This is a genomic window from Rhodococcus sp. LMD, from assembly GCF_056108245.1.
In genome coordinates this window covers 1,111,536-1,135,857 of the sequence record NZ_CM148557.1, presented here as the reverse complement: position 1 = coordinate 1,135,857, position 24,322 = coordinate 1,111,536, and the positions used below count along the sequence as shown (strand labels likewise).

Below are 24,322 nucleotides of genomic sequence, written 5' to 3'. Positions count from 1 at the left end.
ACGGCCGGATACCCCGTGTGGCAGGCCGGAAACCCTACCGGCGCACCGAAGTCAGCCGAGCGGAACCCACCACGGAACCTGCGAGCCCGGCCGCAGCACGTCGATCCGCTGCCCCGGCATCGGTACGGCCGTGGGTACCCCTTCCGCGCGCGCGGCCGGCAGGAGCCGCGCGATCGGCTCGGACCATGCGTGAAACGCCAGATTGAAGGTGCCCCAGTGTACGGGGACGAGCAGGCTGGGATGGTCACCGCCGCCGAGGTCGGTGTGGGTGCGCACCGCCTCCTCCGGGTTCATGTGCACGTCGGGCCAGCGCGGGTCGTACGCGCCTACCGGCAGCAGCGTCAGGTCGAAGGGCCCGTAGCGGTCCCCCAGGTCGGCGAACCGGGGTGTGTAGCCGCTGTCGCCGCCGAAGAACACCCGTCGCGTCGGCCCGGCGATCACCCACGAGGACCACAACGTGATGTTGCGGATCAGGCCGCGGCCGGAGAAGTGCCGCGCCTCGGTGCAGGTGACGGTGAGCGCACCCACCTCGGTGTGCTGGTCCCAGTCCAGCTCGACGATCCGGTCGGCGGGGATCCGCCACCGGCGCAGGTGCGCGCCCACACCGAGCGGGACCAGGAACCGGGCCTCGGGCTGCGTGGCCGCCAGCGCCTCGACGGTCTCGCGGTCGAGGTGGTCGTAGTGGTCGTGGGAGATCACGACGGCGTCGATCGGCGGCAGTTCCGTGAGTTCGACCGGCGACGGGTGCAGCCGGGCCGGGCCCACGGCGGCCGACGGCGAGACCCGCTCGCTCCACACCGGGTCGGCGAGGATCCGGTGGCCGTCGATCTCGAGGAGGGCGCTCGAGTGTCCGTACCAGGTCACCGCAAGCTCCGCGGCCTGCACCGGCGCGAGCGGCGGCGCGAGCGGCACCGCGTCGCGCGGCACACCCGAGGACCGGCGGGTGAGCATGTCCTTGACAAGGCTGCCGCCGGCCTCGGGCAGCACGGTGCTGCTCGGCTCCGAGTTGTGGAAGCGCCCGTTCCGATACCGGGGTGAGCCGGCGGCGTACGGACGGATGTCCGCCGGGGTCGCGCCGATCGAGCCCGGGACGCCGCGGGCGGCCCGCGCCACCCACAGCAAGCCGGCACCGGCAAGGGCGGACGAGGCGGTCTGCTTGACGCTCACCCCACCACTGTAGGGGCGCGGGCGCGCACGGCTGCACGAGCGCGGGCGCGCACGGCTGCACGAGCGCGGGCGCGCTCAGCTGCACGAGCGCGGGCGCGCTCAGCGACCGCGGAAGACCGGCGCCCGGCGTTCCGAGCGGGCCTGGCGCGCCTCCTGGGCGTCCTCGCTGAGCCACGCCGCGGCGAGCGCGGCCGTCTGCTCGGGCGACGGCTCGTCGCGCGTGCCGTCGTCGTTGAGGAACAGCTTCATCGCGTGCAGCGACAACGGGGCGAGTTCGGCGATCTCGCGTGCCCAGGACTGCGCGGCGACGAGGTCGCCGATCCGGTTGGCCAGACCGCGGTCGACCGCCTCGTGGGCGTCGACCGGTTCGGCGGCGAGCAACACGGCCCGCGCGGGGCCGCCGCCGAGCAGGGAGACCAGCCGCCGGACCGTCCACCGGTCCACCGAGATACCGAGACGCGCCGCCGGAATCGCGAATCGGGCGCCCGGGGCGACGACCCGCAGGTCCGCCGCGAGAGCGAGCTGGGTGCCCGCACCGATCGCGGGGCCGTTGATCGCGGCGATCACCGGGACGGGCGCCTCCTGGATCGCACGGAGCATCTCCCCTAGGCTGTCGAGGAATCCTTCCGCGTAGACGTCGCCCGACAGGTCGGCGCCGGCACAGAAGCTCGAGCCGCGCCCGGTGATCACGACCGCACGCGCACCCCCGTCGAGGGCCTCCTCGAGCCCCTCCCGGACCTGGACGCACAGCTCGGTGTTGAGCGCGTTGCGGCGCTCCTCGCGCCGCAGTTCGAGCGTGACCACGTCGCCGTCACGGCTGATCCCCATCATGTGTGCTTCACCTTTCGTCGACGGCACGCATCATCGCACCCGCCGGGGGCGGGCGCGAGGGCGCTCCGCGTCAGTCCTCGTCCGCGCGCGGCCGGCCGGGCTTGCGGATGCGCCCGGCCTCGCGTGGCATGCGTCCGGCCTCGCTCAGCGCACGACGGAGCAGGAACTCGATCTGGGCGTTGGTGCTGCGCAACTCGTCGGCGGCCCAGCGTGCGAGGGCGTCGTGGACCGCAGGGTCGAGCCGGAGCAGCAGCTTCTTGCGTTCGGCCATCGTGTCGACGACGCGTCAGGCGTAGAGCGATCCGGTGTTGAGCACCGGTTGCGCGCTCTGGTCGCCGCACAGGACCACGAGCAGGTTGCTCACCATCGCGGCCCTGCGCTCCTCGTCGAGTTCGATGGTGTGTTCCTTCTCGAGCTGTTCGAGGGCGGTTGCGACCATGCCGACCGCGCCCTTGACGATCTGCTCACGCGCGGCGATGACCGCACCCGCCTGCTGCCGGCGCAACATGGCCTGCGCGATCTCGGGCGCGTACGCGAGCCGGTTGATCCGGGATTCGACGACCCGCACGCCGGCGGATCCGACCCGCTCGTCGACTTCGGCGGACAGCCTCGTGGTGATCTCGTCGGCGTTCTGCCGCAGCGACAACGTCTCCGGGCCCGCGTCGTACGGGTAGCTGCCGGCGATGTGACGGACGGCCGCCTCGGTCTGCACGGCGACGAACTCCTCGAAGTCGTCGACATCGAACACGGCCCGGGCGGTGTCCTCGACCTGCCACACGATGACCGCCGAGATCTCGATGGGGTTGCCGTCGGCGTCGTTGACCTTCGCGATCCCGGTCTCGTGGTTGCGGATCCGGGTCGAAACCTTGCGGCGGGTGTTGAGCGGGTTCATCCACCGCAACCCGTCCTTCCGGAGGGTGCCCGAGTACGAGCTGCCGAGCAACTGCAGCACCCGCGCCTCGTTGGGCTCGACGAGGACCAGGCCGGCGAGCGCGACGGTGGCCGGGACGACCAGCACCGCGCCGACCACGACGAGCGCGACGTTGTGGTTCAGCGCGCCGAACACGGCGAGCGCCACGGCCGCGATGTCCACGGTGAGCGCGATCGCGAGGACGGACCAGCCGTTGACGGACCTTCCGGGCCGCTCCGTGACGACGGAGGAGGTGGCGGACATGGCGGGACTCCCTTTCCGGAGACTCCAATGAGATATTAAAGTGATATCACATTATCGGCCGGCCGGACAGCGGCGACGGACACGTCGGTGCATCATGCGACGGACACGTCGGTGCATCATGCGACGGACACGTCGGTGCATCATGCGACGGACACGTCGGTGCATCATGAAGACGGACCCACGGAAGGGAGAGCGGTGATGACGACGGACACACCGGCCACCACCGTCGACGTCGTCGTGATCGGCGCGGGTCAGGCCGGGCTGTCCACCGCCTACTTCCTGCGACGATTCGGCATCGAACCGCAGTCCGGGTTCGTCGTCCTGGACCGGTCGTTCGGCCCCGGCGGCGCATGGCAGCAGCGGTGGCCCTCCCTGACACTGAGCACCGTCAACGGAGTGCACGACCTGCCGGGGTGGCCGTTCTCCGAGGCGGTCGACACCACCGCAGGACAGGTCCCGGCCTCCTCCGCGGTGCCCGAGTACTACCGCGCCTACGAGGCGCGCTTTCACCTGCCGGTGCACCGCCCCGTCCAGGTCGGCGTGGTGTGCGACCGCGGCGAGCGCCTGCGGGTGGAGACCGACCACGGGGTGTATTCCGCCCGCGGGCTGGTCAACGCCACCGGCACGTGGGAACACCCCTTCGTGCCCTGGTACCCGGGGGCGATGCGCTTCCGCGGACGACAGCTGCACACCCGGGACTACCGCAGCGCCGACGAGTTCGCCGGCCGGCACGTCCTCGTCGTCGGGGGCGGCATCTCGGCGGTGCAGCTGCTCGACGAGATCTCCCGCGTCACCGACACCACCTGGGTCACCCGCCGCGAACCTGCTTGGCGTGACGAGGATTTCACGCCGGAGCTCGGGCGGTCCGCCGTCGCACTCGTCGAGGACCGGGTCCGGCGGGGCCTGCCGCCCGGATCGGTGGTGTCGGTGACCGGTCTGCCGGTCACGCCCGCGATCCGCGCGGCGCGTGAACGCGGCGCACTCGACCGCCTCCCGATGTTCGACGAGATCACCGAGACCGGCGTCCGATGGTCCGACGGCACCACGCTCGACGTGGACGTCATCCTCTGGTGCACCGGTTTTCGCAGTTCCCTCGACCACCTCGCCCCCCTCGGCCTGCGCAATCCCGGCGGCGGCATCACCATGACGGGCAAGCTGGCGACGCAGGTCGCCGCGGACCCGCGGATCCATCTCGTCGGATACGGGCCCTCGGCGTCGACCATCGGCGCGAACCGCGCCGGTCGCGCCGCCGCCCGCGAACTCGTCGACCACCTCGCGGCCACCGCGCCGGGGCCGTGATCCGCCGCCTCGGCGCCGTTCTGGCGATGGTGGCCGCCGGCCTGGTGCTCACCGCACCGGCGACGGTCGAGATCGCTGTGCCGCCACCACCGCCCGCGGCGCCCGCTCTGCCGATCGTGCCGCCGACGGCGGAGGAGGTTTCGGCACGGATCGCTCCGGCCGTCGTCACCCTCACCGCGAACCGCGGCTGGCGCGGCATCTCGGGCACCGGCATCGTCCTCACGGCCGACGGCACGGTGCTCACCAACCACCATGTCGTCACCGGAGCCACCGACATCAGCGCGGTGAGCCCCCACACCGGCGCGAGCTACGACGTCGCGGTGCTCGGCTACGACTCCACCCTCGACATCGCCGTACTGCAACTCGGCTCCGCCGCCGGTCTGCCCGTCGCGGCCGTGACCGAGACGCCCCTTCCCCAACCGGGCTCGCCCGTGACGGCCTTCGGCAACGCGGACGGCGGCGGCGTCGTCGTGCCGGCACCCGGCACGATCGTCGCCGTCGACAAGACGGTGTCGGTGCGCGACTCGATGGACGGATCGCTACGTCGGTTGCGCGGAATGCTGCAGGTCAGCGCGGCGATCCGGCCCGGAGACTCCGGTGGTCCGCTCGTCGACGCGTTCGGCACCGTCGTGGGGGTCAACACCGCCGGGGCGGTCGAACCGGACCCGGCCGCCGTCCCCGATCCACCCGAGGCGTACGCAGTGCCCATCGGAACCGCCCTCGACGTGGTGGACCAGGTCCGTACCGGGACGAGCGCGGGGACGGTGCACGTCGGCCCGACCCCGCTGCTCGGCGTGAGCGTCACCACCGACCGGACCGGCAACGAGGAAACGGGCGCCGAAGTGCTGTGGGTCGGCTACGGCACCCCCGCCGCCGGCACCGGCCTCGAGATCGGCGACGTCATCGTCGCGTTCGACGGGCGCCCCGTCTCGACCACGGTGGACCTCGAGGACATGCTGATGGCGCGCCGTCCGGGCGACAGCGTGGAGATCGGCTGGCTCGACGTCACCGGCCGGCACCGCACCGCCCGCGTCGTCCTGGACGTCGGCCCGCCGCGCTGACCCCCGAACCCCTTTGGCCGAATGTCACATTCAGTCGATCACATCGACCGGATGTGACATTCGGCCCACGGGCAGCTCAGGCGAACCGGTGCGTGGTCTGGCCGAACGGGCCCTTGGCGAAGACGAGCACCTTGCTCGGCACGACGCGGAAGACCCAGCCCGGATCGTCCACCGGACCGACGGCGTCACCGTGGACCTCGAAACGCCACTGCTGGCCGTACTTGACGTAGTACGCCTCGGCGACGGCGTGTAGCGCGTCGCCGTCGGTGACCCGGTGGGCGCGGCCCTCGACGACGACGTCCGTGCCGGCCGCCCAGGTCGCGACACCCGTGGTGACCGCGACGGCATCGTTGTGCCGCAGGTTGTGGGTCTTCTGCTCACCCGGACCCGTGCAGAAGACGAATCCGCCCGCATGCCACAGTCCGATCAGCGGCGTCACATGCGGGACGCCGTCGCGCCGGACCGTGCTGAGCCAGTACAGCTGTGCGGACTCGAGCAGCTCCTCGGTGTCGGACCACGGCAGGGGCGGCTCCCCGTCGTCCCCGAAACGCGCATCGACGGTGGTGGTGACCGGTGTACTCACGACGACTCCTCTCCCGGCTCCGGCCGGAGCCCGTATCGATACGGACCGGCCAGACCGGGAGAACTCATCGTGCAGGCCGCACGTGCAGGCCGAACGCGGTGACCGAATGTCACATTGCGTCGATCAGATCGAACGCGTGTCACATTCGGTCACCACCACCACCGCCGCCGCCGCCGCCGATCAGGAGAACGTGCTGGGGTCGCCGCCGATGCGGCCGCTGTCGTCGTGCAGCCCGCGGATCCGGTCGAGGTCGTCCGCGGTCAGCTCGAAGCCGAAGACGTCGAAGTTGCTCGCGATGCGCTCGGGGGTGACGGACTTGGGGATGACGATGTTGCCGAGCTGGATGTGCCAGCGCAGGATCACCTGCGCGACGCTGCGGCCGTGAGCCTGCGCGATCGAGGCCAGCGTGGGGTCGTCGAGCACGGTGCCCTGGCCGAGGGGACTCCACGCCTCCGTGGCGATGCCCTTGCCGGTGTGGTAGGCCCGCAGCTCGGCCTGGTTGAACCGCGGATGCAGCTCGATCTGGTTGACGGCCGGGACCTCGCCGACGGTGTCGATCAGCCGGTCGAGGTCCTCGATCCGGAAGTTGGAGACACCGATCGAACGGGCCCGGCCTTCGGCCTTGATCTTCTGGAAGGCGCGGAAGGTGTCGATGTAGCGGTCCTGGCCCGGTGCCGGCCAGTGGATCAGGTACAGGTCGACGTAGTCGAGGCCGAGCCGATCGAGGCTCGTGTCGAAGGCGCGCAGCGTCGAGTCGTAGCCCTGGTCGCTGTTCCACAGCTTGGTGGTGACGAACAGCTCGTCGCGGGGGACGCCCGAGTCGCGCAGCGCGCGGCCCGTGCCCGCCTCGTTGCCGTAGATCGCCGCGGTGTCGATGCTGCGGTAGCCCACCCGCAGCGCCTCGGTCACCGCGTCGTAGCTCTGCTCGTCCTCGACCTGCCACAGGCCGAAGCCGAGCTGCGGAATCGTGTTGCCGTCGTTGAGGGTGATCGTGGGAACGGTCATGATCGACGCAACCGGATCCGGCCGCCCGGTGTTCCCCGCATCCCACCATCCGGAAACCCCGCGGCGGGCGTGGGGATAATCGAGAGGTGACTGCAACACTGCGCATCAGCGGCCTGTCCGCCTCCCGGGGCGAACGCACCCTGTTCACCGACCTGAACCTGACCGTCGCGCCCGGCGACGTGATCGGTCTGGTCGGCGCGAACGGCGCAGGCAAGTCCACCCTGCTCGCGACGCTCGCCGGGGTCGGCACCGCCGACGTCACCGGCACGGTCGCGTTCGGTCCGCCCGACGCCACGGTCGGGTATCTCGCCCAGGAACCCGAGCGCGTCCCGGGCGAGACGATCCTCGGCTTCCTCGGCCGTCGAACGGGTGTCACCGCGGCCGAGCACGCGATGAACGCGGCGGCCGAGGCGCTGGGGAGCACCGACGTCGACGACTACACCCCCGCCCTGGAGCGGTGGCTCGCGCTCGGCGGCGCGGATCTCGCCGAACGCGCCGAGAAGGTCGTCGCCGACCTGGGCCTCGACGTCGGGCTGGACGCGCCCATGACGGGGCTGTCGGGAGGGCAGGCGGCGCGGGCCGGGCTGGCGGCCCTGCTGCTCTCGCGGTACGACGTGCTGCTGCTCGACGAGCCCACCAACGACCTCGATCTGGCCGGGCTCGATCAGCTCGAGCGGTTCGTCGCCGAGACCCGCACCGCGCTGATGGTGATCAGCCACGATCGCGAGTTCCTGGCCCGCACGGTCACCGGGATCGTCGAACTGGATCCGGTCCAGCAACAGATCGCGGTGTACGACGGCGGCTACGAGGCGTACCTGGTCGAGCGGGAGGTGGCACGGCGGCACGCCCGCGAGACGTACGAGGAGTACGCGGACACCAAGCAGGAGCTCGAGGATCGCGCCCGGATGCAACGCAACTGGCTCGAGCACGGGGTTCGCAACGCCCGGCGCAAGTCCAAGGACAACGACAAGGTCGGCAGGAAGTTCCGCGCCGAGGCCACCGAGAAGCAGGCGGCGAAGGCGCGGCAGACGCAGCGCCGCATCGAGCGCCTCGACGTGGTCGAGGAACCGCGCAAGGAGTGGGAGCTGCGCATGTCGATCGCCGCGGCACCGCGCAGCGGCACGGTGGTGGCCACCCTCGACGGCGCCTGCGTCGACCGCGGCGACTTCGTGCTCGGGCCCGTCACCACGCAGGTGCAGTGGGGCGACCGGATCGTTCTCACCGGTCCGAACGGCGCCGGGAAGACGACCCTGCTGCGCACGCTGCTGGGCCGCATCCGCCCCGACGCCGGCACCGCGACCCTCGGGTCGGGCGTGAAGATCGGCGAGGTCGATCAGGCACGCGCGCTGTTCGAGGGCGACGAGCCGCTCGTCGACGCGTTCGCCGCGCAGGTGCCGGACTGGCCGGACGCGGACGTGCGGACGCTGCTCGCCAAGTTCGGGCTCAGGGGTCACCACGTGCTGCGGTCCGCGTCGTCCCTGTCGCCGGGGGAACGCACCCGGGCCGGACTCGCCCTGCTCCAAGCCCGCGGGGTGAACCTGCTGGTGCTCGACGAACCGACGAACCATCTGGACCTGCCCGCGATCGAGCAGCTCGAGCAGGCCGTCGACAGCTTCGAGGGCACGCTGATGCTGGTCACCCACGACCGCCGGATGCTCGCGACCACCCGTTCGACCCGCCGATGGCACCTCGACGGCGGGCGGCTGACGGAGGAACCGGCATGACGCCGGGCAGTGTGCGGGTGGACAGCTGGACCTGGGCGGTACGCCTGTTCAAGACGCGCTCCGCGGCTGCGGCCGCGTGCCGGGGCGGGCACGTACGGGTCAACGACACCCCCGCGAAGCCGTCGCAGGCGGTGAAGGTCGGCGACGAGGTGCGGGTCCGGGTCGCCGGGGCGGAACGGATCGTGCGGGTGACGCAGCTGCTCACCAAGCGGGTGGGTGCACCGATCGCAGCACAGGCCTACGAGGACCACAGTCCCCCACCCCCGCCCAAGGAGATCCTCGCCTCCCTCCCCCGCCGCGACCGCGGCACGGGCCGGCCCACCAAGCGGGACCGGCGCGAGATCGACCGGCTCCGCGGGCTGCTCGAGTAGCCTCACCCGTCTCGGACATCACGAACATACCGAGGGTTGTCGATGTCCGTTTCGCGCACTCTGCGGCAACTTCCACTTGACGAAACATTGGGTTTTTACAACAATTCGTTGTATGAGCCCGGTACGTCGGGGGGAAACCCTGCCGATCCACAACCGCATCCGCGTCCTGCGCGCGGAACGCGGAATGAGCCGCGCGCAACTCGCGGAACTCGTCGAGGTCAATCCCCAGACCGTCGGCGCCCTCGAACGCGGCGACCACTACCCGAGCCTCGACCTCGCCTTCCGCATCTGCGACGTCTTCGGCCTCCCGGTCGAAGCCGTGTTCTCCCGCACCGAGTTCGGGCCGCTGTCCACCGAGGTGTACCGAATCCGCACCGCAACCGAAGGACGTGACGCACAGTGACCGAGATGCCCGTCCACGATGCCACTCTCCTCGAACGGTACGAGGCCTACCGCACCCGGCGCTTCCTGAGGAACGAGGAGAAGTTCCGGAACATGTTGCCGCGCTGGCGCACTCGACGACGCCGTCGCATCCTCGTCGTGGCCCTCGCCGCCACGTTCGTCCTCATGTTCACCGTGGGCGTGCTGTGCCACTTCTTCGAACGGGGACCACTGCTGTGGCTGCCGGCGTGCCTGGCGTTCTTCCCCCTGTGGATCTCACTGCAGATCGTCTCCGGCAGGCAGGGCGACGCCCCGCGCGCGGCACTCGACGAACGAGAGATCCAGGAACGCAACAGTGCTCGCTCGATCGCCCTGACCGTGACCCAGTCGCTGGTGATGATTCCGGTGCTCTATCTCGTCGTCGGCAGCGTACAGACCGACGGCATGCATCCCAGGATGGCCTATGCGGGCGGGCTCATGACGCTGACCGCGACGCTGATCGGCGGGTGCCTGCCCGCGATGATCCTCGCCTGGAACAGTCCCGATCCCGACGAAACCGACTGACGCAGAGAACGACCCGAGGAAGACGGAGGAAACGTGACGCTCACGATCAACGGTGTCTCGAAACGATACGGCGACGTCGTCGCACTCGACGACGTCACCTTCGATGTGCGACCCGGGGAGTTGTTCGGCTTCGTCGGCAGCAACGGCGCCGGGAAGACCACCACCATGCGGATCGTCCTCGGTGTCCTCGCCGCCGACTCCGGCGAGGTGCGGCTCGGCGGCCGGCCCGTCGACCTCGACGTGCGCCGCACCATCGGGTACATGCCGGAGGAACGCGGGCTGTACCCGAAGATGAAGGTCGGAGCGCAACTGTCGTACCTTGCTCGCCTGCACGGACTGTCACGATCCGAGGCCGACGCCGCCGTCGCACGATGGACGAGCCGGCTGGGCATCGCCGAGCGCGTGGACGACGCCGTCGACGCGCTCTCCCTCGGCAACCAGCAGCGGGTCCAGCTCGCGGCCGCCCTGGTGCACGATCCGAAGGTGCTGGTCCTCGACGAGCCGTTCTCGGGCCTGGACCCCGTCGCCGTCGACGTCATGAGCGACGTGCTGATCGAGAAGGCCGAAACCGGAGTGCCGGTGATCTTCTCGAGCCACCAACTCGACCTCGTGCAGCGGCTCTGCCACCGGGTCGGGATCATCTCCAAGGGAACGATGCGCGCCGTCGGCACCGTCGACGAGCTGCGCGGCCACGGCGCGGCCCGGCTCGAGGTGCACGCCCCGCACGCCCCCGAGGGCTGGGCCGCCGACCTGCCCGGCGTCACCACCGTCGCCCACGGCGGTGGCCGCACCGTTCTGCTGCTCGGGAAGGGCGCCGACGACCAGCAGATCCTCCGGGCCGCCCTCGCCACCGGTCCCGTGCACGAATTCTCCGTCCATCGCCCGACGCTGACCGACCTGTTCCGAGAGGTGGTGGCCGCGTGAGCGCCCCGCTGAGTCCCGTCCACGCCGTGGCCCTGGTGGCCCGCCGCGAGTTCCTCACCCAGGTCCGCAAGAAGAGCTTCCTGATCAGCAACGCGATCGTCCTGCTCGCCATCGTCGGCGGCATCGTCGCCGTGTCGCTGTTCGCCGGCGACGACGAAGCCGCCACCGTCGGCGTCGTCGGCGACCCGGCGCTCGGCGCAACGATCAGCGCGATCGGGGACGCCACCGGCAGCTCCGTCGACGTCTCCGAGGTCCCCGACGCCGGGGACGGTCGCGACCGGGTGCGCGACGGCGAACTCGACGTCGCGCTGATCCCGGGCCCGGGAGGTTCGGTCACGGCCGTCGCCGAATCGGAGATCGATCCGGCCCTGCGCGCGACGATCGACACGGCCGTCGCGCAGCAGGCCCAGGTCGACGCCCTCACCGCGCGCGGCGTCGACCCGTCGGCGCTGGCGGCGGACACCGCCCGCGCCACCGTGACCGTCGAAGCGCTCGATCCCCCGGACCCGGAGCAGGGGCAGCGCACCACCCTGGCGATCGCCGCGGTCGTGCTGCTGTACATGCAGATCATGATGTTCGGCATGTACGTGGCGATGGGCGTGGTCGAGGAGAAGTCGTCGCGCGTGGTGGAACTGCTGCTGTCGACGCTGCGCCCGCTGCAGCTGCTGTGGGGCAAGATCGTCGGCATCGGCGCCGTGGGGCTGCTGCAACTCACCGCATACGGAGTGGCCGGGGTCGGTGCCGGTCTCGCGACCGGGACGCTCACCGTGACCGGCACGGCCCTGGGCACGCTCGCCGGCACCCTGGGCTGGTTCGTCCTCGGGTTCGCGTTCTTCGCGGTCCTCTACGCCGCTGCCGGGTCGATGGTGTCCCGGCAGGAGGACGTGAACGCCACGGCGTCGCCGCTGATGGTGCTCATCGTCGCGATGTTCTTCGCGGCCTTCTCCTCGGTCGACGACCCCGAGTCGACGTGGAGCACCGTGCTGAGCTGGATCCCGCCGTTCTCGGCGATCCTGATGCCGCTGCGCATCGCTGCCGGCGTGGCGACACCGCTGCAGATCGTCGGCACCATCGTGCTGATGCTGCTCGTGACCGCCGCCCTGAGCGTGCTCGGGGCGCGGATCTACCGCCGGTCCATCCTGCGCATCGGCCGCGTCGTCACGTGGAAGGAAGCCGTGGGCGCGTAGCGGCGGTGTGTCCTTCGGGAGGCTGGAGGCGCCCGAAGGACACACCGCTAGGGTCGTGCCATGGCCCCCAGGATCTCGGCGCAGGAGTTCATCGACAGCGTGCTCGACGCAGGCAGCTTCCACTCCTGGGACACCGCCCCCGTCGACGTGCACCCCGACGAGCAGTACCGTGCGGAGCTCGAGGCCGCGGCGGCGAAGTCCGGGGTGGACGAGTCCGTGATCACCGGCGTCGGAACCGTGCACGGCCGGCGCATCGCGGTGATCGCCTGCGAGTTCGCCTTTCTCGCCGGATCGATCGGGGTGGCGGCGGCCGAGCGCATCGTCCTCGCCGTGGAACGCGCCACGCGGGAGAAGCTGCCGCTGCTCGCCTCCCCCACGTCCGGCGGCACCCGGATGCAGGAGGGCACCCTCGCGTTCGTGCAGATGGTCAAGATCGCAGCGGCCGTCACCGCCCACAAGGCCGCGCACCTCGGCTATCTCGTGTACCTGCGCAACCCCACCACCGGCGGGGTGTTCGCCTCGTGGGGTTCGCTCGGGCACGTCACCGCCGCCGAACCCGGTGCCCTCGTCGGTTTCCTGGGACCCCGCGTCTATCAGGCGCTCTACCACGAGGACTTCCCGGAGGGCGTGCAGACCGCCGAGAACCTGTCCCAGAAGGGCGTGATCGACGGGGTGGTGCCCCTCGCCGCGGTCCGCCAGCTCGTGCACCGGATGCTCCGCGTGCTCACCGAGCCGACGACCGTCGACGCGTCGGCGGGTCCCGCGGTCACCTCCGCCGCCGCCGTGCCCGACGTTCCGGCGTGGCAGTCGGTGATGCTCTCCCGCCGGCGGGATCGTCCCGGCATCCGGCAGTTGCTGCGGCATGCGGCATCCGCGCAGGTTCCGCTGTCGGGCACCGGGCAGGGCGAGTCCGACCGCACCGTGCTGGTCTCGCTCGCCCGGTTCCGCGGCGCGTCGTGCGTGCTGTTCGGTCAGGACCGCAGCGGCCAGTCCGCGGCCCGGACGATGGGTCCGGGCGCGCTGCGTGAGGCGCGGCGCGCGATGCGGCTGGCCGACGAGCTCCGCCTTCCGCTGGTGCTGGTGATCGACACGCTCGGAGCCTCGTTGTCGAAGGAGGCAGAGGAGCGCGGACTCGCGCCGGAGATCGCCCGCTGCCTGGCCGACCTGGTGACTCTGCCGACCCCTACGGTGTCGGTGCTCCTCGGACAGGGCACCGGCGGCGGCGCCCTGGCGCTGCTGCCCGCCGACCGGGTGCTGTGCGCCCAGAACGGCTGGCTCGCCCCGCTGCCGCCCGAAGGCGCCAGCGCGATCGTGCACCGCGACACCGCGCACGCCCCGCAGATGGCAGCGGCCCAGGGCATCCGCTCCCGGGATCTGCTGCGCGACGGTGTCGTCGACGGTGTGATCCCCGAGTTCCCCGACGCCGCGGAGGAGCCCACCGAGTTCGCCAAACGCGTCGGGGCCGCCGTCGCCCGCGAACTCGGCGTGCTGGTCGGTCAGGACGCGACGCTGCGGTACCGGCGGCGGCTCGAGCGCTACCGGAAGCTGGGCCTGCCCCGGTAGCTGCCACCCCGCTCACCGACGCCGAGGCGCCGCCCGGCGCACCGGCCGAACGGGCAGTGCCTTCCGGCGGGGAATCTCGAATAGGGTGGTCGGCGTCACAAGCTGTGGTCAGAGAGGATGCGAATCGATGAGCTCGTACGCGGAGGCCTTCCGGCAGAGCGTGGAGGATCCCGAGGGATTCTGGCTCGAGGCGGCCCGCGCCGTGGACTGGGTGGCCGCGCCGACGCGGGCCCTCGACGGCTCGCAGGCACCGTCGTTCCGCTGGTTCCCCGACGCCACGCTCAACACCAGCTTCAACGCCCTCGACCGGCACGTGCAGGCCGGGCACGGCGACCGGCCCGCTCTGATCTGGGATTCGGCGATGGTCCCCGCCAAGCACACCTACACCTACGCCGAGCTGCTGGACGAGGTCGCGGCATTCGCCGGGGTGCTGCGCGATCAGGGCGTCGTCGCCGGGGATCGCGTCGTGATCTACATGCCGATGATCCCGGAGGCGGCGATCGCGATGCTCGCGTGCGCCCGCATCGGCGCCGTGCACTCGGTGGTGTTCGGCGGGTTCGCCGCCAAGGAGCTCGCCACCCGCATCGACGACGCCCGGCCCGTTCTGCTCGTCACCGCCTCCGGCGGACTCGAACCGGGTCGCACCGTCGAATACCTGCCGATGGTCGACCAGGCGCTGTCGCTGTCGCAGACCCCGCCGCACACCGTGATCGTCAAGAACCGGGAGATGATCCCGGGCACGGCGGCCGACTACAAGACCTCCCTGGCCACGTGGTTCGACTGGGACGAGCTCGTCGCCGACGCGGCCCCCGCCGAACCGGTGACCGTCGCCGCCACCGACCCGCTGTACATCCTCTACACCTCCGGCACCACGGGGAAGCCGAAGGGCGTGGTGCGCGACAACGGCGGGCACGCGGTGGCCCTGACCTGGTCGATGCGCAACATCTACGACATCTCCCCCGGCGACGTGTGGTGGACGGCCTCCGACGTGGGCTGGGTCGTCGGCCACTCGTACATCGTCTACGGCCCGCTGCTGATCGGCGCGACCACCGTGATGTACGAGGGCAAACCGGTGGGCACGCCGGATGCCGGTGCGTTCTGGCGGATCATCAACGAGAACGACGTCGTCGCGTTGTTCACCGCCCCCACCGCGATCCGCGCGGTCCGCAAGGCGGACCCCGAGGCGAAGGAGCTGGAGAACTACGACATCTCCTCCCTGCGGACGCTGTTCGCGGCGGGCGAGCGGCTCGACCCGGACACCTACGAGTGGGCGACGAAGGTGCTCGACCGGCCCGTCGTCGATCACTGGTGGCAGACCGAGACCGGATGGGCGATCGCGGCGAACCTGCGCGGACTCGAGCCCCTGCCGATCAAGGCCGGCTCGCCGACGGTGCCGGTGCCCGGCTACCGCCTCGACATCGTCGACGCGGAGGGTAAGCCGGTCGGACCGAACACCGAGGGCAACATCGTGATCGCGCTGCCGCTGCCGCCGGGCACCCTGACCGGACTGTGGCAGGACGAGGACCGCTACCGGCGCTCGTACCTGGAGACGTTCCCGGGCTACTACCTCACCGGCGATTCCGGCTACGTCGACGAGGACGGCTACGTGTTCGTCCTGGGCAGGTCGGACGACGTCATCAACGTCGCCGGTCACCGCCTGTCGACCGGAAGCATGGAGGCCGTCGTCGCGTCGCATCCGGCCGTCGCCGAGTGCGCGGTCGTCGGCATCCGCGACGAGCTCAAGGGTCAGCGTCCGTCCGGTTACGTGGTGCTCAAGTCCGGTGTCGAGATCGATCCGGAGACGCTGCGGCAGGAACTCGTGGCGATGGTGCGCGAGCAGATCGGCGCGGTGGCGACGTTCCGGGACGTCACCGTGGTGCAGGCCCTGCCGAAGACCCGCTCCGGCAAGATCCTCCGCAAGACGATGCGGCAGATCGCCGACCACGAGCAGTACACGGTGCCGTCGACGATCGAGGACCCGTCCGTGCTCGAGGCGCTCGAGCAGCAACTGCGCGGATAACCGCTCTCCCGCCGGTCATCCGCTTTTCCGATCGTCACAGCGGATGACTGGGGGCCGAGCGGCTGCGATGGACGGCTCGCCGGAGTCGCTCCACGACCACGTCGAACCGGAACAGTTCCGGCCACGTCCACCGCACCACCTGCAGCCCCAGGTCACGCAGCGCGTCCTCGCGGTGCTTCTCGGCGCGCACGTCGTCGACGGTGCCGTACTTGACCATCCCGTCGAATTCGCCGACGAGGCCCCACTGCTCCCAGAAGAAGTCGACGCGCGCGACGAACACACCGCCCGGGGTGTGGATCGTCCGCTGCAGGACCGGGACCGGGAGACCCGCGTCGCGCAGGCGCAGCCGGCTCAGGGACTCGCCGGGGCTTTCGCTCCGGGCGTCGAGGAACCCGACGACGCGTCGCGCCGCGGCGATCCCCGCGCGCGGCGCGTCGAAGTGAGCTCGGAAGTCGAGGTCGGGATATCGGCGCAGCGCGCTGTCCCCGACGACGACGGCCTCCTCCACGGGCAGCGTTCGCGCCAGGTCGACGACGGTGCGCGCCGGTGAGGTGACCCGCACGCCGTCGAGCTGCACGACGTCGCCGCCGAGCACCGCCGCGTGCACGTAGCGCGTTGGGCCCCGGCGCCCACCGGCGGAGCGCCCGTTGGTGGTGTGGATCAGAGCGAGATCGGTCTGCCACACGTCGAATTCGTGCAGGACCGCCGCGGAGATGTGGCTGATCGCGGCGGCCGGACGGAGTCCGGTGCCGACGGTCCGCGCCAGCAGTCGGTGCCGCCCGACGTCGTCGAGGAGCTGCACGCCGTCGGCGTCGAGATACACGCCCGGGGTCAGGCGCTGGAGTTCCCCGCGTCGCACCGCGCGCCGCAGCTCGGCGTCGGTGTGTCCCGCGGCCAGTGCGGAACGTCGCAGCAATGGTTCGGTCACCGCTTCAGCGTGCCGCGACGGTGACGGGAACGGGCCGCTCGTGCCACCGAACGGCCGAATCTGTGGATGGAACGCCCACCTGTGGACAACACCCGCTTCGCACACAGTCATCCGCTGCGACCGTCGTCGCAGCGGATGACTGTGTAGTGAGCGGATGTCAGCGTCGGCGACGGCGCCGCACCACCGCCCGCACCGCGAGCGCGGCCACCACGCTGCCGACGACAGCGGCGACGATCTGCGGTTTCTCGGCAGCGGTCTGCTTGGCGGCTTCGACCTTCTCGTGGGCGGCGGCCTTGGTGCGTGCCGGCACGTCCACGCGCTGCGCGAGTTCGTCGACGGTTGCGGCGAGCTCGGCGCGCTGCTGCTCGACGGACGGTACGGGTTCGGGACCGGTCATCGCACATGCTCCTTCACGGTGTTCACGTCCTTGCGGACACTCTCCGCCGTCTCGCTGGGCACCGGTGGGGCCGAGTTCTTGGCCCGCGACGCGCCGACGGCGGCCAGGGTGCCGCCGACCGCCAGGACGATCAACGAGACGATCAACGCGGCCAGCCACGGGGAGAGCACGGTGGCGAGCCCCAGGATCGCGGTCGCGATGAGGGCGCCGACGCCGAGGTAGATCAACATCAGCCCGGCGCCGGCGACGCCGACGCCCACGCCGACGCGGGTACCCTTGGCTTTCACCTCGTCGAGGGCGTGGGTGACCTCGGTGCGCACGAGGGTCGGCACCTGAATGCTGAGCCGCTCGATCAGTTGCGCGGTGGACAGTTCGCTCGGGTCCGTGGCACTGTGCGTGCCGCCGGGGGACGCGGTCATCGTCGAGTCCTTTCCGTGTCGTGCGACGTCTGGGGCCGGTCTGTCGCCCTCCGCATCGTCGGCGCCTTCGCGGCCCGACGCGGCGTGCGCGAGCCGGAGTTCGCGGCCGCGCTCGATGTCTTCCTGCCGCTTCTCCTCGTTCTTCTCGATGTTGCGGGTGTCCCGGGGCGGCAGCTGCAGCGTCTCCTCCGCCTCGATACCGGCCTGCAACTGACGTCCGCGCTCGAGCTCGGCGTCGAACTCCGCGCCGAACAGCAGCGCGAGGTTGGTGATCCACAACCACAGGAGGAAGACGATCGCGCCGGCGAGCGAGCCGTACGTCTTGTTGTAGCTACCGAAGTTGGAAACGTAGAAGGCGAACGCGAGGGACGCCACGATCCACGTGACGATCGCGATGGTCGCGCCCATGCTGATCCAGCGGAACTTGGGCTGCGACACGTTCGGCGTCGCGTAGTACAGAACCGCGATGATCATGATCACGAGCAGCAGGATGACCGGCCACTTCGCGATGTTCCAGATCATCACCGAAGTCTCGCCGAGCCCGATCACGTCTCCCACGGCCCGGGCGATGGGACCGCTGACGACGAGCATGAGCGCCGTCGCGCCCATTGCGATCAGGGCGAGCGCGGTGATGAGGAGCATCCAGGGCCGCAACTTCCAGATCGGTCGCCCCTCCTCGATCTCGTAGATGCGGTTCATGGCCCGGCCGAACGCACCGACGTAGCCGGAGGCCGACCACAGGGCGCCGGCGATACCGAGGATCAGAGCCAGGCCCGCGGTCGGTGCCTGGACCAACTGTTCGACGGGGCCGCGCAGCGTGTTCACCGCGTCGGTGGGCCCGAGGTCCTCGACCAGTTGCAGCACCGTGTCCACCGTCGTCCCCCCCTGGCCGAACACGCCGAGGAGCGACACGACCACGAGGAGAGCGGGGAACAGCGACAGGACGGCGTAGTAGGTGAGGCCGGCGGCGAGGTCGGTGCACTGATCGTGACTGAACTCGCGAGCGGTCTTGCGCAGCACGTACTTCCACGACGGTGTGGTCAGGTCGGTCGGCGAGTCGGGCTTGCGCGAATCGTCGGCCGGGGCCTCCGACCCGTCGCGGACCCGGTGATCTGCGGTCATGGTTCCCGATGTACCCGTGGCACGGACGGACCAAACGCCACGGCCGGCACGCGACCGCCGCCGGTGCGGTGTGCCGGGCCCCCGGGCCGCGGCGGACCGTGGTGTGATCGAGCGATGCGGCGCCTCGACGATCCGACCTGCCCGGCCCGTCCACTCGACGACGACGAGCTGCGGGCCCTCTACGCCTACCCGCCGGACCTGTCCTCCCCGTGGCTGCGGGTGAACTTCGTGTCGTCCCTCGACGGTGCCGTCGCCGTGGAGGGACGCTCGGGTGGGCTCGGCACGCCGTCGGACAAGAAGGTGTTCGGTCTGTTGCGGGCGCTGGCCGAGGTGATCGTCGTCGGCGCGGGCACGGTCCGCAGCGAGAACTACGGCGGCGCCCGCACGAGCGCGGGACTGCGCGCGCGGCGCGCCGAGGCGGGGCTGCCGGAGATTCCGCCGGTCGCGGTCGTCACCGCGACGTGCGACCTCGACCCCGACTGCCGCTTGTTCACCGACACCACCGTCGCGCCGGTCGTCCTCACGTGCGATACGGCACCGGAGGAACGCCGCCGGGCCCTCGCCGCCGCCGGTGCGGACGTGCGACTGGTCGCCGAGCACTCGATCGACGGGCACGCGGTGCGGGACGCCCTCTCGGCGGCGGGCTGGAGTCGTGCGCTGTGCGAGGGCGGGCCACGGCTGTTCGGTCAGCTGATCGCCGACGGCGTGGTCGACGACCTGTGCCTGACGTTGGCGCCGCTGCTCGCCGCCGGCCCGGCGGGCCGGATCGCCACCGCCCCGCGGACGGCGCCGACGTCGATGCGGCCCGCCCACATCCTCGCCGACGACGACGGCACCGTGCTCACGCGGTGGGTACGCGGGACGTGACAGGCAGGAGTGTGCGCACCACGTCGAGGTCACCGTGGGTCCGCAGCACCGGTGCGACGCGGTCCAGCAGACGGGTGAGCAGGTCCCGAGCCGGGATCCGGGCGCCGGTGTGCACATCCACCGCCGGACCCTCGAGACCGTACCGGGCGGCACTCCACACCGCCGCCGCACCGACCTCCGGTTCGACGGCCTGCGCCTCGACACCACGGCGCAGATCGTCGAGCGCCGCGCCGACCAGACCCCGGACCAGGGCGGCCTGCACGACCGTGCCGTCCACCGTGGCCGCGGTGTCGGCCGCGCGGATCTCCACCGTCGGCACGTGCACCGACGGCCGGGCAAGCCAGAAGGTCATCCGCGAGTCGAGCAGCACCCCGGCGCCGACCAGGCGTGCGACAAGGTCCGCGGCGTGCTGGGCCGAACGCAGGTACGGGGGCAGGCCGAAACCGGGAAACCGGCTCTGTTGCACGATGCGCCAGCTCGCGTATCCCGTGTCACGCCCGTCGTGCCGCCGGGAGTTGGCCCCGAGCGCGACGAGGGTGGGCAGCCACGGGGTCAGATGGTTCACCACGGCGGCCGCGGTGTCCCGGTCGGCGACGCCGACGTGCACGTGGCAGCCGCAGGCATGGTAGTCGTCGACCAGCGCGCGGTACCGGTCGGCGATGGCGGCCCGGCGCCCCGTCCCGACGACGGTGCCGGGGCCGGCGTCGCGTTCGGGCACCCCGGTGGCGGCAATGCGCATCCCGCAGCGGAGGGCGGCACCGTGGAGGGCGGACCGGGACGCGGTCAGCTGGGCCCGCAGGTCGTCGAGGGTTCGGCACACCCCGCCCACCGCCTCGATCTGGGTCGGGTGCAACTCGCCGACGAAGTTCACCCCGGGCACCTGCGGAAGCTGTTCGTACAGGGCGTCGAACCCCGGTGTGGGACGGCCCGACGCCGGGTCCACGAGCAGGAACTCCTCCTCCACGCCCATGGTGACGCCGTCGCCCGGATCCGGGCGGGAGGTTTCGGAGTTCATGGTTGCGGGCTACCCGTTGCCGCCGGCGACGACACGCCGGCCGGTACAGTCCGGACAGCATCCGGCGGAAGGAGTTCCCCATGCCCGACGACGTTCCCGAAGGTTCGGCGCGGTCCAGCGCCACCGCGGAGCGGATCGGCGGACTCGCCGCCGACCGCGGCCTGACCGTCGCGTGCGCCGAGTCGCTCACCTCCGGCGCCCTGGCCGCGCGGCTCGGCGCGGCGCCGGGCAGCGCCGAGTGGTTCCGGGGCGGGGTCGTCGCCTACTCGCGGGACGTGAAGCACTCGCTGCTGCGGGTGCCGGAGGGTCCGGTGGTGTGCGAGTCCGCGGCGCGCGCCATGGCCGAGTCGACGGTCGACCTGCTCGGTGCCGACGTCGCGGTGGCGGTGACGGGCGCGGGCGGCCCGGACAGCCAGGACGGGCAGGAGCCGGGGACGGTGTGGTTCGGGGTGGCCGGGCGCGGGCCTACGCACGCCGAGGAGAAGTTCTTCCCGGGCGAGCCCGAGGAGGTGCTGGCCGAGACGGTCTTCCGTGCGCTCACTCTGCTCGCGGAGCGGGTGGGGCGCTGAGGGGGCCGGTGCCCGGCCGGGCGAGCAGCCGGGTGACGAGCGCGGTGACGAGTTGGTCCGGGGTGGCGTCGGCGCCGATCGAGGTGGTCAGCAGATCCAGCAGGAGCCCGTCGATCGCGAAGTGCAGCAGGGCGACGTCGAGCGCGGTGGCGGGTAGTCCTGCCGCGTCGTTGAACTCGACGTCGAGCCGGTAGTTGCGGGAGAGCGTCGCGCCGAGCACCTCGGCGAGTCCGGGACTTCGGCGGGATTCGAGGCGCAGTTCCATCAGGGCGACGGTCAGGTCCGGCTGGGCGGTCGTGCGCTCGACGAGGTAGCGCATGTAGTCGACGTAGAGGTCGACATCCGGGGTCCGGCCGGCGAGCGACTCGAGCCGGTCCGGCTCGGGGGCGAGCCACTCGAAGATCCGCGCGCCGAGGGCGCCGAGGAGTTCGTCCCGTGTCGGAAAGTAGTTCGCGCAGGTGCCCAGGGGCACCCCGGCTTCCCGGTCGACGGCGCGGTGGGTCAGCTTGCGGGCACCGTCCGCGCCGAGTACGCGCAGACCGGCGTCCGCGAGCTGGGCTCGGCGCTCCGGATTCGCTGCCACGGAAAAACCCTAGCACCGAACACAACACCTGTTGTAGTTTGACCACCACAGGTGTTGTAGTCGACGACGCGAGGAGCTTCCGTGCGAAAACTGACCTACTACGTGGCGACCACGCTCGACGGCTTCATCGCCGACCCGGCCGGGGGCTACGACTTCTTCCCCCTCGAAGGTGACCACGCGCACTACCAGGTGCAGGAGTTCCCCGAGACGATCCCGACGCCCGCCCGCGGGCCGCTCGGCATCGAGGGGCCGCCGAAACACTTCGACGCCGTCGTGATGGGCCGGCGCACGTGGGAGCCGGCCCGGGACGCCGGCTGGACGAGCGGCTACCGGCACCTGCAGCAGTACGTGTTCACCACGACGATGACGCAGGCGCCGGACGAGACGGTGACCCTCGTCGCGACCGACCCGCTCGAGTACGTGCGCGACCTCAAACAGCAAGACGGGCTGGGCATCTGGCTCTGCGGCGGCGGTTCGCTCGCCGGCGCGCTGCTGCCCGCGATCGACGAGCTGGTGCTCAAGGTCCACCCGATCGTCGCCGGGGACGGAATCCCGTTGTTCCGGCACGGTTTCGAGCCGCACCGCTTCGACCGTCTCGAGACGAGAACCTTCGACAGCGGAGTGACGGTGTGCCGCTTCGCGGCCGGTGTGCCTTTTGGGCGGTCCTGACCGCCCAAAAGGCACACCGGCGGCGCAGCCGCCTCCTAGAACCAGGTGGGCAGTACGTCGAGCGTGGTTCGGTCGAGGCTGTCGAGCAGGTCGAACTGCGGACCGGTCTTCGGCAGTTCGAACGCGAAGAAGTACCGGGCGGCGGCGCGCTTACCGTCGTAGAAGTCGCCCTCCCGGGACCCGGCCGCGAGGAGCTGCTCGAGCCACATCCACGCGACGACCACGTGCCCGACGGCCTCGAGGTACACCGACGAATTGGCCAGCGCCAGTTCGGGATCGCCGGTCCCCCACAGCCGGGCGGTGGTGGCTCCCACCCGCGTCACCGCCGCCTGCAACTGCTCGGCGTAGCGAGCGGCGTCGCCGCCGGCCTGCGTGCCACGCGCGACGGTGCGTCCGATCGTCTCGCCGAGCAGCGCCAGTCCCGCCCCGCCCTGCATGACCACCTTGCGCCCGAGCAGGTCCAGCCCCTGGATGCCGTGCGTGCCTTCGTGAATGGGGTTGAGGCGGTTGTCCCGGTAGTACTGCTCGACGTCGAACTCGCGGGTGTAGCCGTAGCCCCCGTGCACCTGGATCGCCAGGCTGTTCGCCTCGAGGCACCACTGCGACGGCCAGGACTTCGCGACGGGCGTGAGCATGTCCAGCAACAGCCCGGCTCGGGCGCGCGCGTCCTCGTCCTCGGCGGTCTGCTGCTCGTCGACGAGCTGCGAGCAGTACAGCCCCAGCGCCAGTGCGCCCTCGACGTAGGCCTTCTGGGCGAGCAGCATCCGGCGCACGTCGGCGTGCTCGATCAGCGGTACGGGCGGGGACGACCGGTCCTTGTCGCCGAGGGGGCGGCCCTGGGTGCGGGTGCGGGCGTACTCGAGGGACTGCAGGTAGCCGGCGTAGCCGAGCGAGGTGGCGAGGAATCCGACGCCGATGCGGGCCTCGTTCATCATGTGGAACATGTACGACAGGCCCTTGTGCGGCTCGCCGAGCAGGTAGCCGACGGCGCCGGCGCGGCCCGCGGGGGTGAAGGTGCCGTCGCCGAAGTTCAGCAGCGTGTTGGTGGTGCCGCGGTTGCCCATCTTGTGGTTGAGGCCGACGAGGGCGACGTCGTTGCGCTCACCGAGCTGCCCGTCCGCGCCGACGAGGATCTTCGGGACGATGAACAGCGAGATGCCCTTGACCCCCGCCGGGCCGCCGGGGATCTTCGCGAGCACGAGGTGGACGATGTTCTCGGACAGTTCGTGGTCGCCGCCGGAGATCCACATCTTGGTGCCGGTGAGCCGGTAGCTGCCGTCGTCCTGCGGCACGGCCCTGGTGGTGATGTCCGCCAGCGACGAGCCGGCCTGCGGCTCGGACAGGCACATGGTGCCGAAGAACCGGCCCTCGAGCAGCGACGGCACGTACGTGGCGATCTGCTCCTCGCTGCCGTGGGTGGCGATGAGGTTGGCGTTGCCGACGGTGAGGAACGGATACGACGAGGTGCCTGCGTTGGCGGCCTGGAACCAGGCCATCGCCGCCCGCAGCACGGTGACCGGCAACTGCATGCCGCCGAGTTCCTCGTCGAAGGAGGAGCCGATGAGCCCGGCCTTGGCGAACAGCTCCAGGGCCGCTTTGACCTCGGGGATGATCTCGACCCTGCCGTCGGCGCCGATCCGAGGCTCCTGGGCGTCCGCCTTCTTGTTGTGCGGCGCGAAGTGCTTGGTAGCCAAGTCCGCACTGAGGTCGAGGACGGCGTCGAACGTCTCCCGCGAGTGCTCGGCGAACCGGCCGCGTGCGGTGAGCGACTCGACGTCCAGCCATTCGTAGAGCAGGAAGTCGAGGTCACGCCGGGACAGGACGGGAGCGGGCATGGAGGTTCCTTTCACAGGGCCGCAGATTCACTAAGCGCTCACTTAGTAGAGCAACGACGGTGCA

The 24,322-nt window shown here is 71.1% G+C and carries 25 protein-coding genes; 13 read left to right on the top strand and 12 right to left on the bottom strand.

The annotated features are described in order from the left end of the window. Positions 1-51: 51 nt before the first annotated feature. From ACWPQI_RS05295 to ACWPQI_RS05280, 4 genes are all read right to left on the bottom strand, one after another. Positions 52-1,167, bottom strand: coding sequence for an MBL fold metallo-hydrolase (locus ACWPQI_RS05295; RefSeq protein WP_010593110.1), 1,116 nt, complete (start codon positions 1,165-1,167; stop codon positions 52-54). A gap of 99 nt (positions 1,168-1,266) precedes the next feature. Continuing rightward, complete coding sequence (locus ACWPQI_RS05290) at positions 1,267-1,998, bottom strand: enoyl-CoA hydratase (RefSeq protein ID WP_010593111.1); 732 nt, start codon at positions 1,996-1,998, stop codon at positions 1,267-1,269. Positions 1,999-2,068: 70 nt separating this feature from the next. Continuing rightward, on the bottom strand, positions 2,069-2,269 hold the full coding sequence (locus tag ACWPQI_RS05285) for a type II toxin-antitoxin system antitoxin (protein ID WP_003936370.1): 201 nt from the start codon (positions 2,267-2,269) through the stop codon (positions 2,069-2,071). Between the two features lie 15 nt (positions 2,270-2,284). Beyond that, positions 2,285-3,172, bottom strand: coding sequence for an SPFH domain-containing protein (locus tag ACWPQI_RS05280; protein ID WP_010593112.1), 888 nt, complete (start codon positions 3,170-3,172; stop codon positions 2,285-2,287). A gap of 198 nt (positions 3,173-3,370) precedes the next feature. Here ACWPQI_RS05280 and ACWPQI_RS05275 point away from each other — a divergent pair, with 198 nt between their 5' ends. Further along, a complete protein-coding gene (locus ACWPQI_RS05275; RefSeq protein ID WP_017679391.1) occupies positions 3,371-4,471 on the top strand; it encodes an NAD(P)-binding domain-containing protein in 1,101 nt (366 codons plus the stop codon). Further along, positions 4,468-5,532 carry a S1C family serine protease gene (locus ACWPQI_RS05270; protein WP_017679390.1) on the top strand — a complete coding sequence of 355 codons (1,065 nt, stop codon included), beginning with the start codon at positions 4,468-4,470 and terminating at the stop codon, positions 5,530-5,532. Before ACWPQI_RS05275 ends, ACWPQI_RS05270 begins: the two co-directional genes overlap by 4 nt. 76 nt (positions 5,533-5,608) lie before the next feature. Here the strand turns inward: ACWPQI_RS05270 and ACWPQI_RS05265 are convergent, their stop codons facing one another. Beyond that, positions 5,609-6,115 (bottom strand): pyridoxamine 5'-phosphate oxidase family protein, encoded by a 507-nt coding sequence (locus ACWPQI_RS05265; protein WP_010593115.1) that lies wholly within the window; start codon positions 6,113-6,115, stop codon positions 5,609-5,611. 180 nt (positions 6,116-6,295) lie between these two features. Then, on the bottom strand, positions 6,296-7,120 hold the full coding sequence (locus tag ACWPQI_RS05260; protein WP_395704527.1) for an aldo/keto reductase: 825 nt from the start codon (positions 7,118-7,120) through the stop codon (positions 6,296-6,298). Positions 7,121-7,206: 86 nt separating this feature from the next. Between ACWPQI_RS05260 and ACWPQI_RS05255 the strand changes: the two genes are divergently transcribed. The 8 genes from ACWPQI_RS05255 to ACWPQI_RS05220 all read left to right on the top strand — a co-directional run bounded on the left by ACWPQI_RS05255 (position 7,207) and on the right by ACWPQI_RS05220 (position 15,854). Continuing rightward, complete coding sequence (locus ACWPQI_RS05255) at positions 7,207-8,844, top strand: ABC-F family ATP-binding cassette domain-containing protein (protein WP_010593117.1); 1,638 nt, start codon at positions 7,207-7,209, stop codon at positions 8,842-8,844. Then, entirely contained in the window at positions 8,841-9,215 is a 375-nt protein-coding gene (locus ACWPQI_RS05250; RefSeq protein WP_010593118.1) for an RNA-binding S4 domain-containing protein, read from the top strand. Before ACWPQI_RS05255 ends, ACWPQI_RS05250 begins: the two co-directional genes overlap by 4 nt. Positions 9,216-9,327: 112 nt before the next feature. Continuing rightward, entirely contained in the window at positions 9,328-9,618 is a 291-nt protein-coding gene (locus ACWPQI_RS05245; protein ID WP_010593119.1) for a helix-turn-helix transcriptional regulator, read from the top strand. Next, the gene (locus ACWPQI_RS05240; protein WP_017679388.1) at positions 9,615-10,160 is read left to right on the top strand and encodes a hypothetical protein; all 546 of its coding nucleotides are present in this window, start codon (positions 9,615-9,617) and stop codon (positions 10,158-10,160) included. The genes ACWPQI_RS05245 and ACWPQI_RS05240 overlap by 4 nt, the downstream gene beginning before the upstream one ends. Before the next feature lie 33 nt (positions 10,161-10,193). Further along, positions 10,194-11,084: an ABC transporter ATP-binding protein gene (locus ACWPQI_RS05235; protein WP_017679387.1), complete on the top strand. Its 891-nt coding sequence runs from the start codon at positions 10,194-10,196 to the stop codon at positions 11,082-11,084. Further along, complete coding sequence (locus ACWPQI_RS05230) at positions 11,081-12,271, top strand: ABC transporter permease (protein ID WP_010593122.1); 1,191 nt, start codon at positions 11,081-11,083, stop codon at positions 12,269-12,271. The genes ACWPQI_RS05235 and ACWPQI_RS05230 overlap by 4 nt, the downstream gene beginning before the upstream one ends. Positions 12,272-12,331: 60 nt before the next feature. After that, complete coding sequence (locus ACWPQI_RS05225; protein ID WP_017679386.1) at positions 12,332-13,834, top strand: carboxyl transferase domain-containing protein; 1,503 nt, start codon at positions 12,332-12,334, stop codon at positions 13,832-13,834. Between the two features lie 127 nt (positions 13,835-13,961). Then, complete coding sequence (locus ACWPQI_RS05220) at positions 13,962-15,854, top strand: propionyl-CoA synthetase (RefSeq protein ID WP_010593124.1); 1,893 nt, start codon at positions 13,962-13,964, stop codon at positions 15,852-15,854. Between the two features lie 34 nt (positions 15,855-15,888). Here the strand turns inward: ACWPQI_RS05220 and ACWPQI_RS05215 are convergent, their stop codons facing one another. The 3 genes from ACWPQI_RS05215 to ACWPQI_RS05205 all read right to left on the bottom strand — a co-directional run bounded on the left by ACWPQI_RS05215 (position 15,889) and on the right by ACWPQI_RS05205 (position 18,720). Continuing rightward, on the bottom strand, positions 15,889-16,782 hold the full coding sequence (locus tag ACWPQI_RS05215; RefSeq protein WP_010593125.1) for a hypothetical protein: 894 nt from the start codon (positions 16,780-16,782) through the stop codon (positions 15,889-15,891). A 157-nt stretch (positions 16,783-16,939) separates the two neighbouring features. After that, positions 16,940-17,179, bottom strand: coding sequence for a DUF3618 domain-containing protein (locus ACWPQI_RS05210; protein WP_010593126.1), 240 nt, complete (start codon positions 17,177-17,179; stop codon positions 16,940-16,942). Further along, a complete protein-coding gene (locus ACWPQI_RS05205; protein WP_010593127.1) occupies positions 17,176-18,720 on the bottom strand; it encodes a YhjD/YihY/BrkB family envelope integrity protein in 1,545 nt (514 codons plus the stop codon). Before ACWPQI_RS05205 ends, ACWPQI_RS05210 begins: the two co-directional genes overlap by 4 nt. 114 nt (positions 18,721-18,834) lie before the next feature. Between ACWPQI_RS05205 and ACWPQI_RS05200 the strand changes: the two genes are divergently transcribed. Beyond that, entirely contained in the window at positions 18,835-19,587 is a 753-nt protein-coding gene (locus ACWPQI_RS05200) for a pyrimidine reductase family protein (RefSeq protein ID WP_210062616.1), read from the top strand. On the opposite strand, the gene ACWPQI_RS05195 is transcribed toward ACWPQI_RS05200, so the two are convergent. Further along, positions 19,562-20,602, bottom strand: a complete 1,041-nt coding sequence (locus ACWPQI_RS05195) for a carboxylate-amine ligase (protein ID WP_010593129.1) — start codon at positions 20,600-20,602, stop codon at positions 19,562-19,564. The two genes, ACWPQI_RS05200 and ACWPQI_RS05195, sit on opposite strands and share 26 nt — an antisense overlap. An 80-nt stretch (positions 20,603-20,682) precedes the next feature. Between ACWPQI_RS05195 and ACWPQI_RS05190 the strand changes: the two genes are divergently transcribed. Then, complete coding sequence (locus ACWPQI_RS05190) at positions 20,683-21,171, top strand: CinA family protein (protein ID WP_064065845.1); 489 nt, start codon at positions 20,683-20,685, stop codon at positions 21,169-21,171. On the opposite strand, the gene ACWPQI_RS05185 is transcribed toward ACWPQI_RS05190, so the two are convergent. After that, positions 21,140-21,754 (bottom strand): TetR/AcrR family transcriptional regulator, encoded by a 615-nt coding sequence (locus ACWPQI_RS05185; protein WP_474738680.1) that lies wholly within the window; start codon positions 21,752-21,754, stop codon positions 21,140-21,142. The two genes, ACWPQI_RS05190 and ACWPQI_RS05185, sit on opposite strands and share 32 nt — an antisense overlap. An 81-nt stretch (positions 21,755-21,835) precedes the next feature. Between ACWPQI_RS05185 and ACWPQI_RS05180 the strand changes: the two genes are divergently transcribed. Next, positions 21,836-22,423: a dihydrofolate reductase family protein gene (locus tag ACWPQI_RS05180; RefSeq protein ID WP_017679381.1), complete on the top strand. Its 588-nt coding sequence runs from the start codon at positions 21,836-21,838 to the stop codon at positions 22,421-22,423. 35 nt (positions 22,424-22,458) lie between these two features. Here ACWPQI_RS05180 and ACWPQI_RS05175 read toward each other — a convergent pair whose 3' ends face one another. Next, the gene (locus ACWPQI_RS05175; protein WP_474738679.1) at positions 22,459-24,258 is read right to left on the bottom strand and encodes an acyl-CoA dehydrogenase; all 1,800 of its coding nucleotides are present in this window, start codon (positions 24,256-24,258) and stop codon (positions 22,459-22,461) included. Between the last annotated feature and the right edge of the window lie 64 nt (positions 24,259-24,322).

Coding starts and splice junctions, on each gene's coding strand:
- ACWPQI_RS05220 (WP_010593124.1), top strand. CDS start 13,962: ATGAGCTCGTACGCGGAGGCCTTCCGGCAGAGCGTGGAGGATCCCGAG.
- ACWPQI_RS05245 (WP_010593119.1), top strand. CDS start 9,328: ATGAGCCCGGTACGTCGGGGGGAAACCCTGCCGATCCACAACCGCATC.
- ACWPQI_RS05285 (WP_003936370.1), bottom strand. CDS start 2,269: ATGGCCGAACGCAAGAAGCTGCTGCTCCGGCTCGACCCTGCGGTCCAC.
- ACWPQI_RS05275 (WP_017679391.1), top strand. CDS start 3,371: ATGACGACGGACACACCGGCCACCACCGTCGACGTCGTCGTGATCGGC.
- ACWPQI_RS05225 (WP_017679386.1), top strand. CDS start 12,332: ATGGCCCCCAGGATCTCGGCGCAGGAGTTCATCGACAGCGTGCTCGAC.
- ACWPQI_RS05195 (WP_010593129.1), bottom strand. CDS start 20,602: ATGAACTCCGAAACCTCCCGCCCGGATCCGGGCGACGGCGTCACCATG.
- ACWPQI_RS05280 (WP_010593112.1), bottom strand. CDS start 3,172: ATGTCCGCCACCTCCTCCGTCGTCACGGAGCGGCCCGGAAGGTCCGTC.
- ACWPQI_RS05260 (WP_395704527.1), bottom strand. CDS start 7,120: ATGACCGTTCCCACGATCACCCTCAACGACGGCAACACGATTCCGCAG.
- ACWPQI_RS05205 (WP_010593127.1), bottom strand. CDS start 18,720: ATGACCGCAGATCACCGGGTCCGCGACGGGTCGGAGGCCCCGGCCGAC.
- ACWPQI_RS05210 (WP_010593126.1), bottom strand. CDS start 17,179: ATGACCGGTCCCGAACCCGTACCGTCCGTCGAGCAGCAGCGCGCCGAG.
- ACWPQI_RS05190 (WP_064065845.1), top strand. CDS start 20,683: ATGCCCGACGACGTTCCCGAAGGTTCGGCGCGGTCCAGCGCCACCGCG.
- ACWPQI_RS05290 (WP_010593111.1), bottom strand. CDS start 1,998: ATGATGGGGATCAGCCGTGACGGCGACGTGGTCACGCTCGAACTGCGG.
- ACWPQI_RS05250 (WP_010593118.1), top strand. CDS start 8,841: ATGACGCCGGGCAGTGTGCGGGTGGACAGCTGGACCTGGGCGGTACGC.
- ACWPQI_RS05175 (WP_474738679.1), bottom strand. CDS start 24,258: ATGCCCGCTCCCGTCCTGTCCCGGCGTGACCTCGACTTCCTGCTCTAC.
- ACWPQI_RS05200 (WP_210062616.1), top strand. CDS start 18,835: ATGCGGCGCCTCGACGATCCGACCTGCCCGGCCCGTCCACTCGACGAC.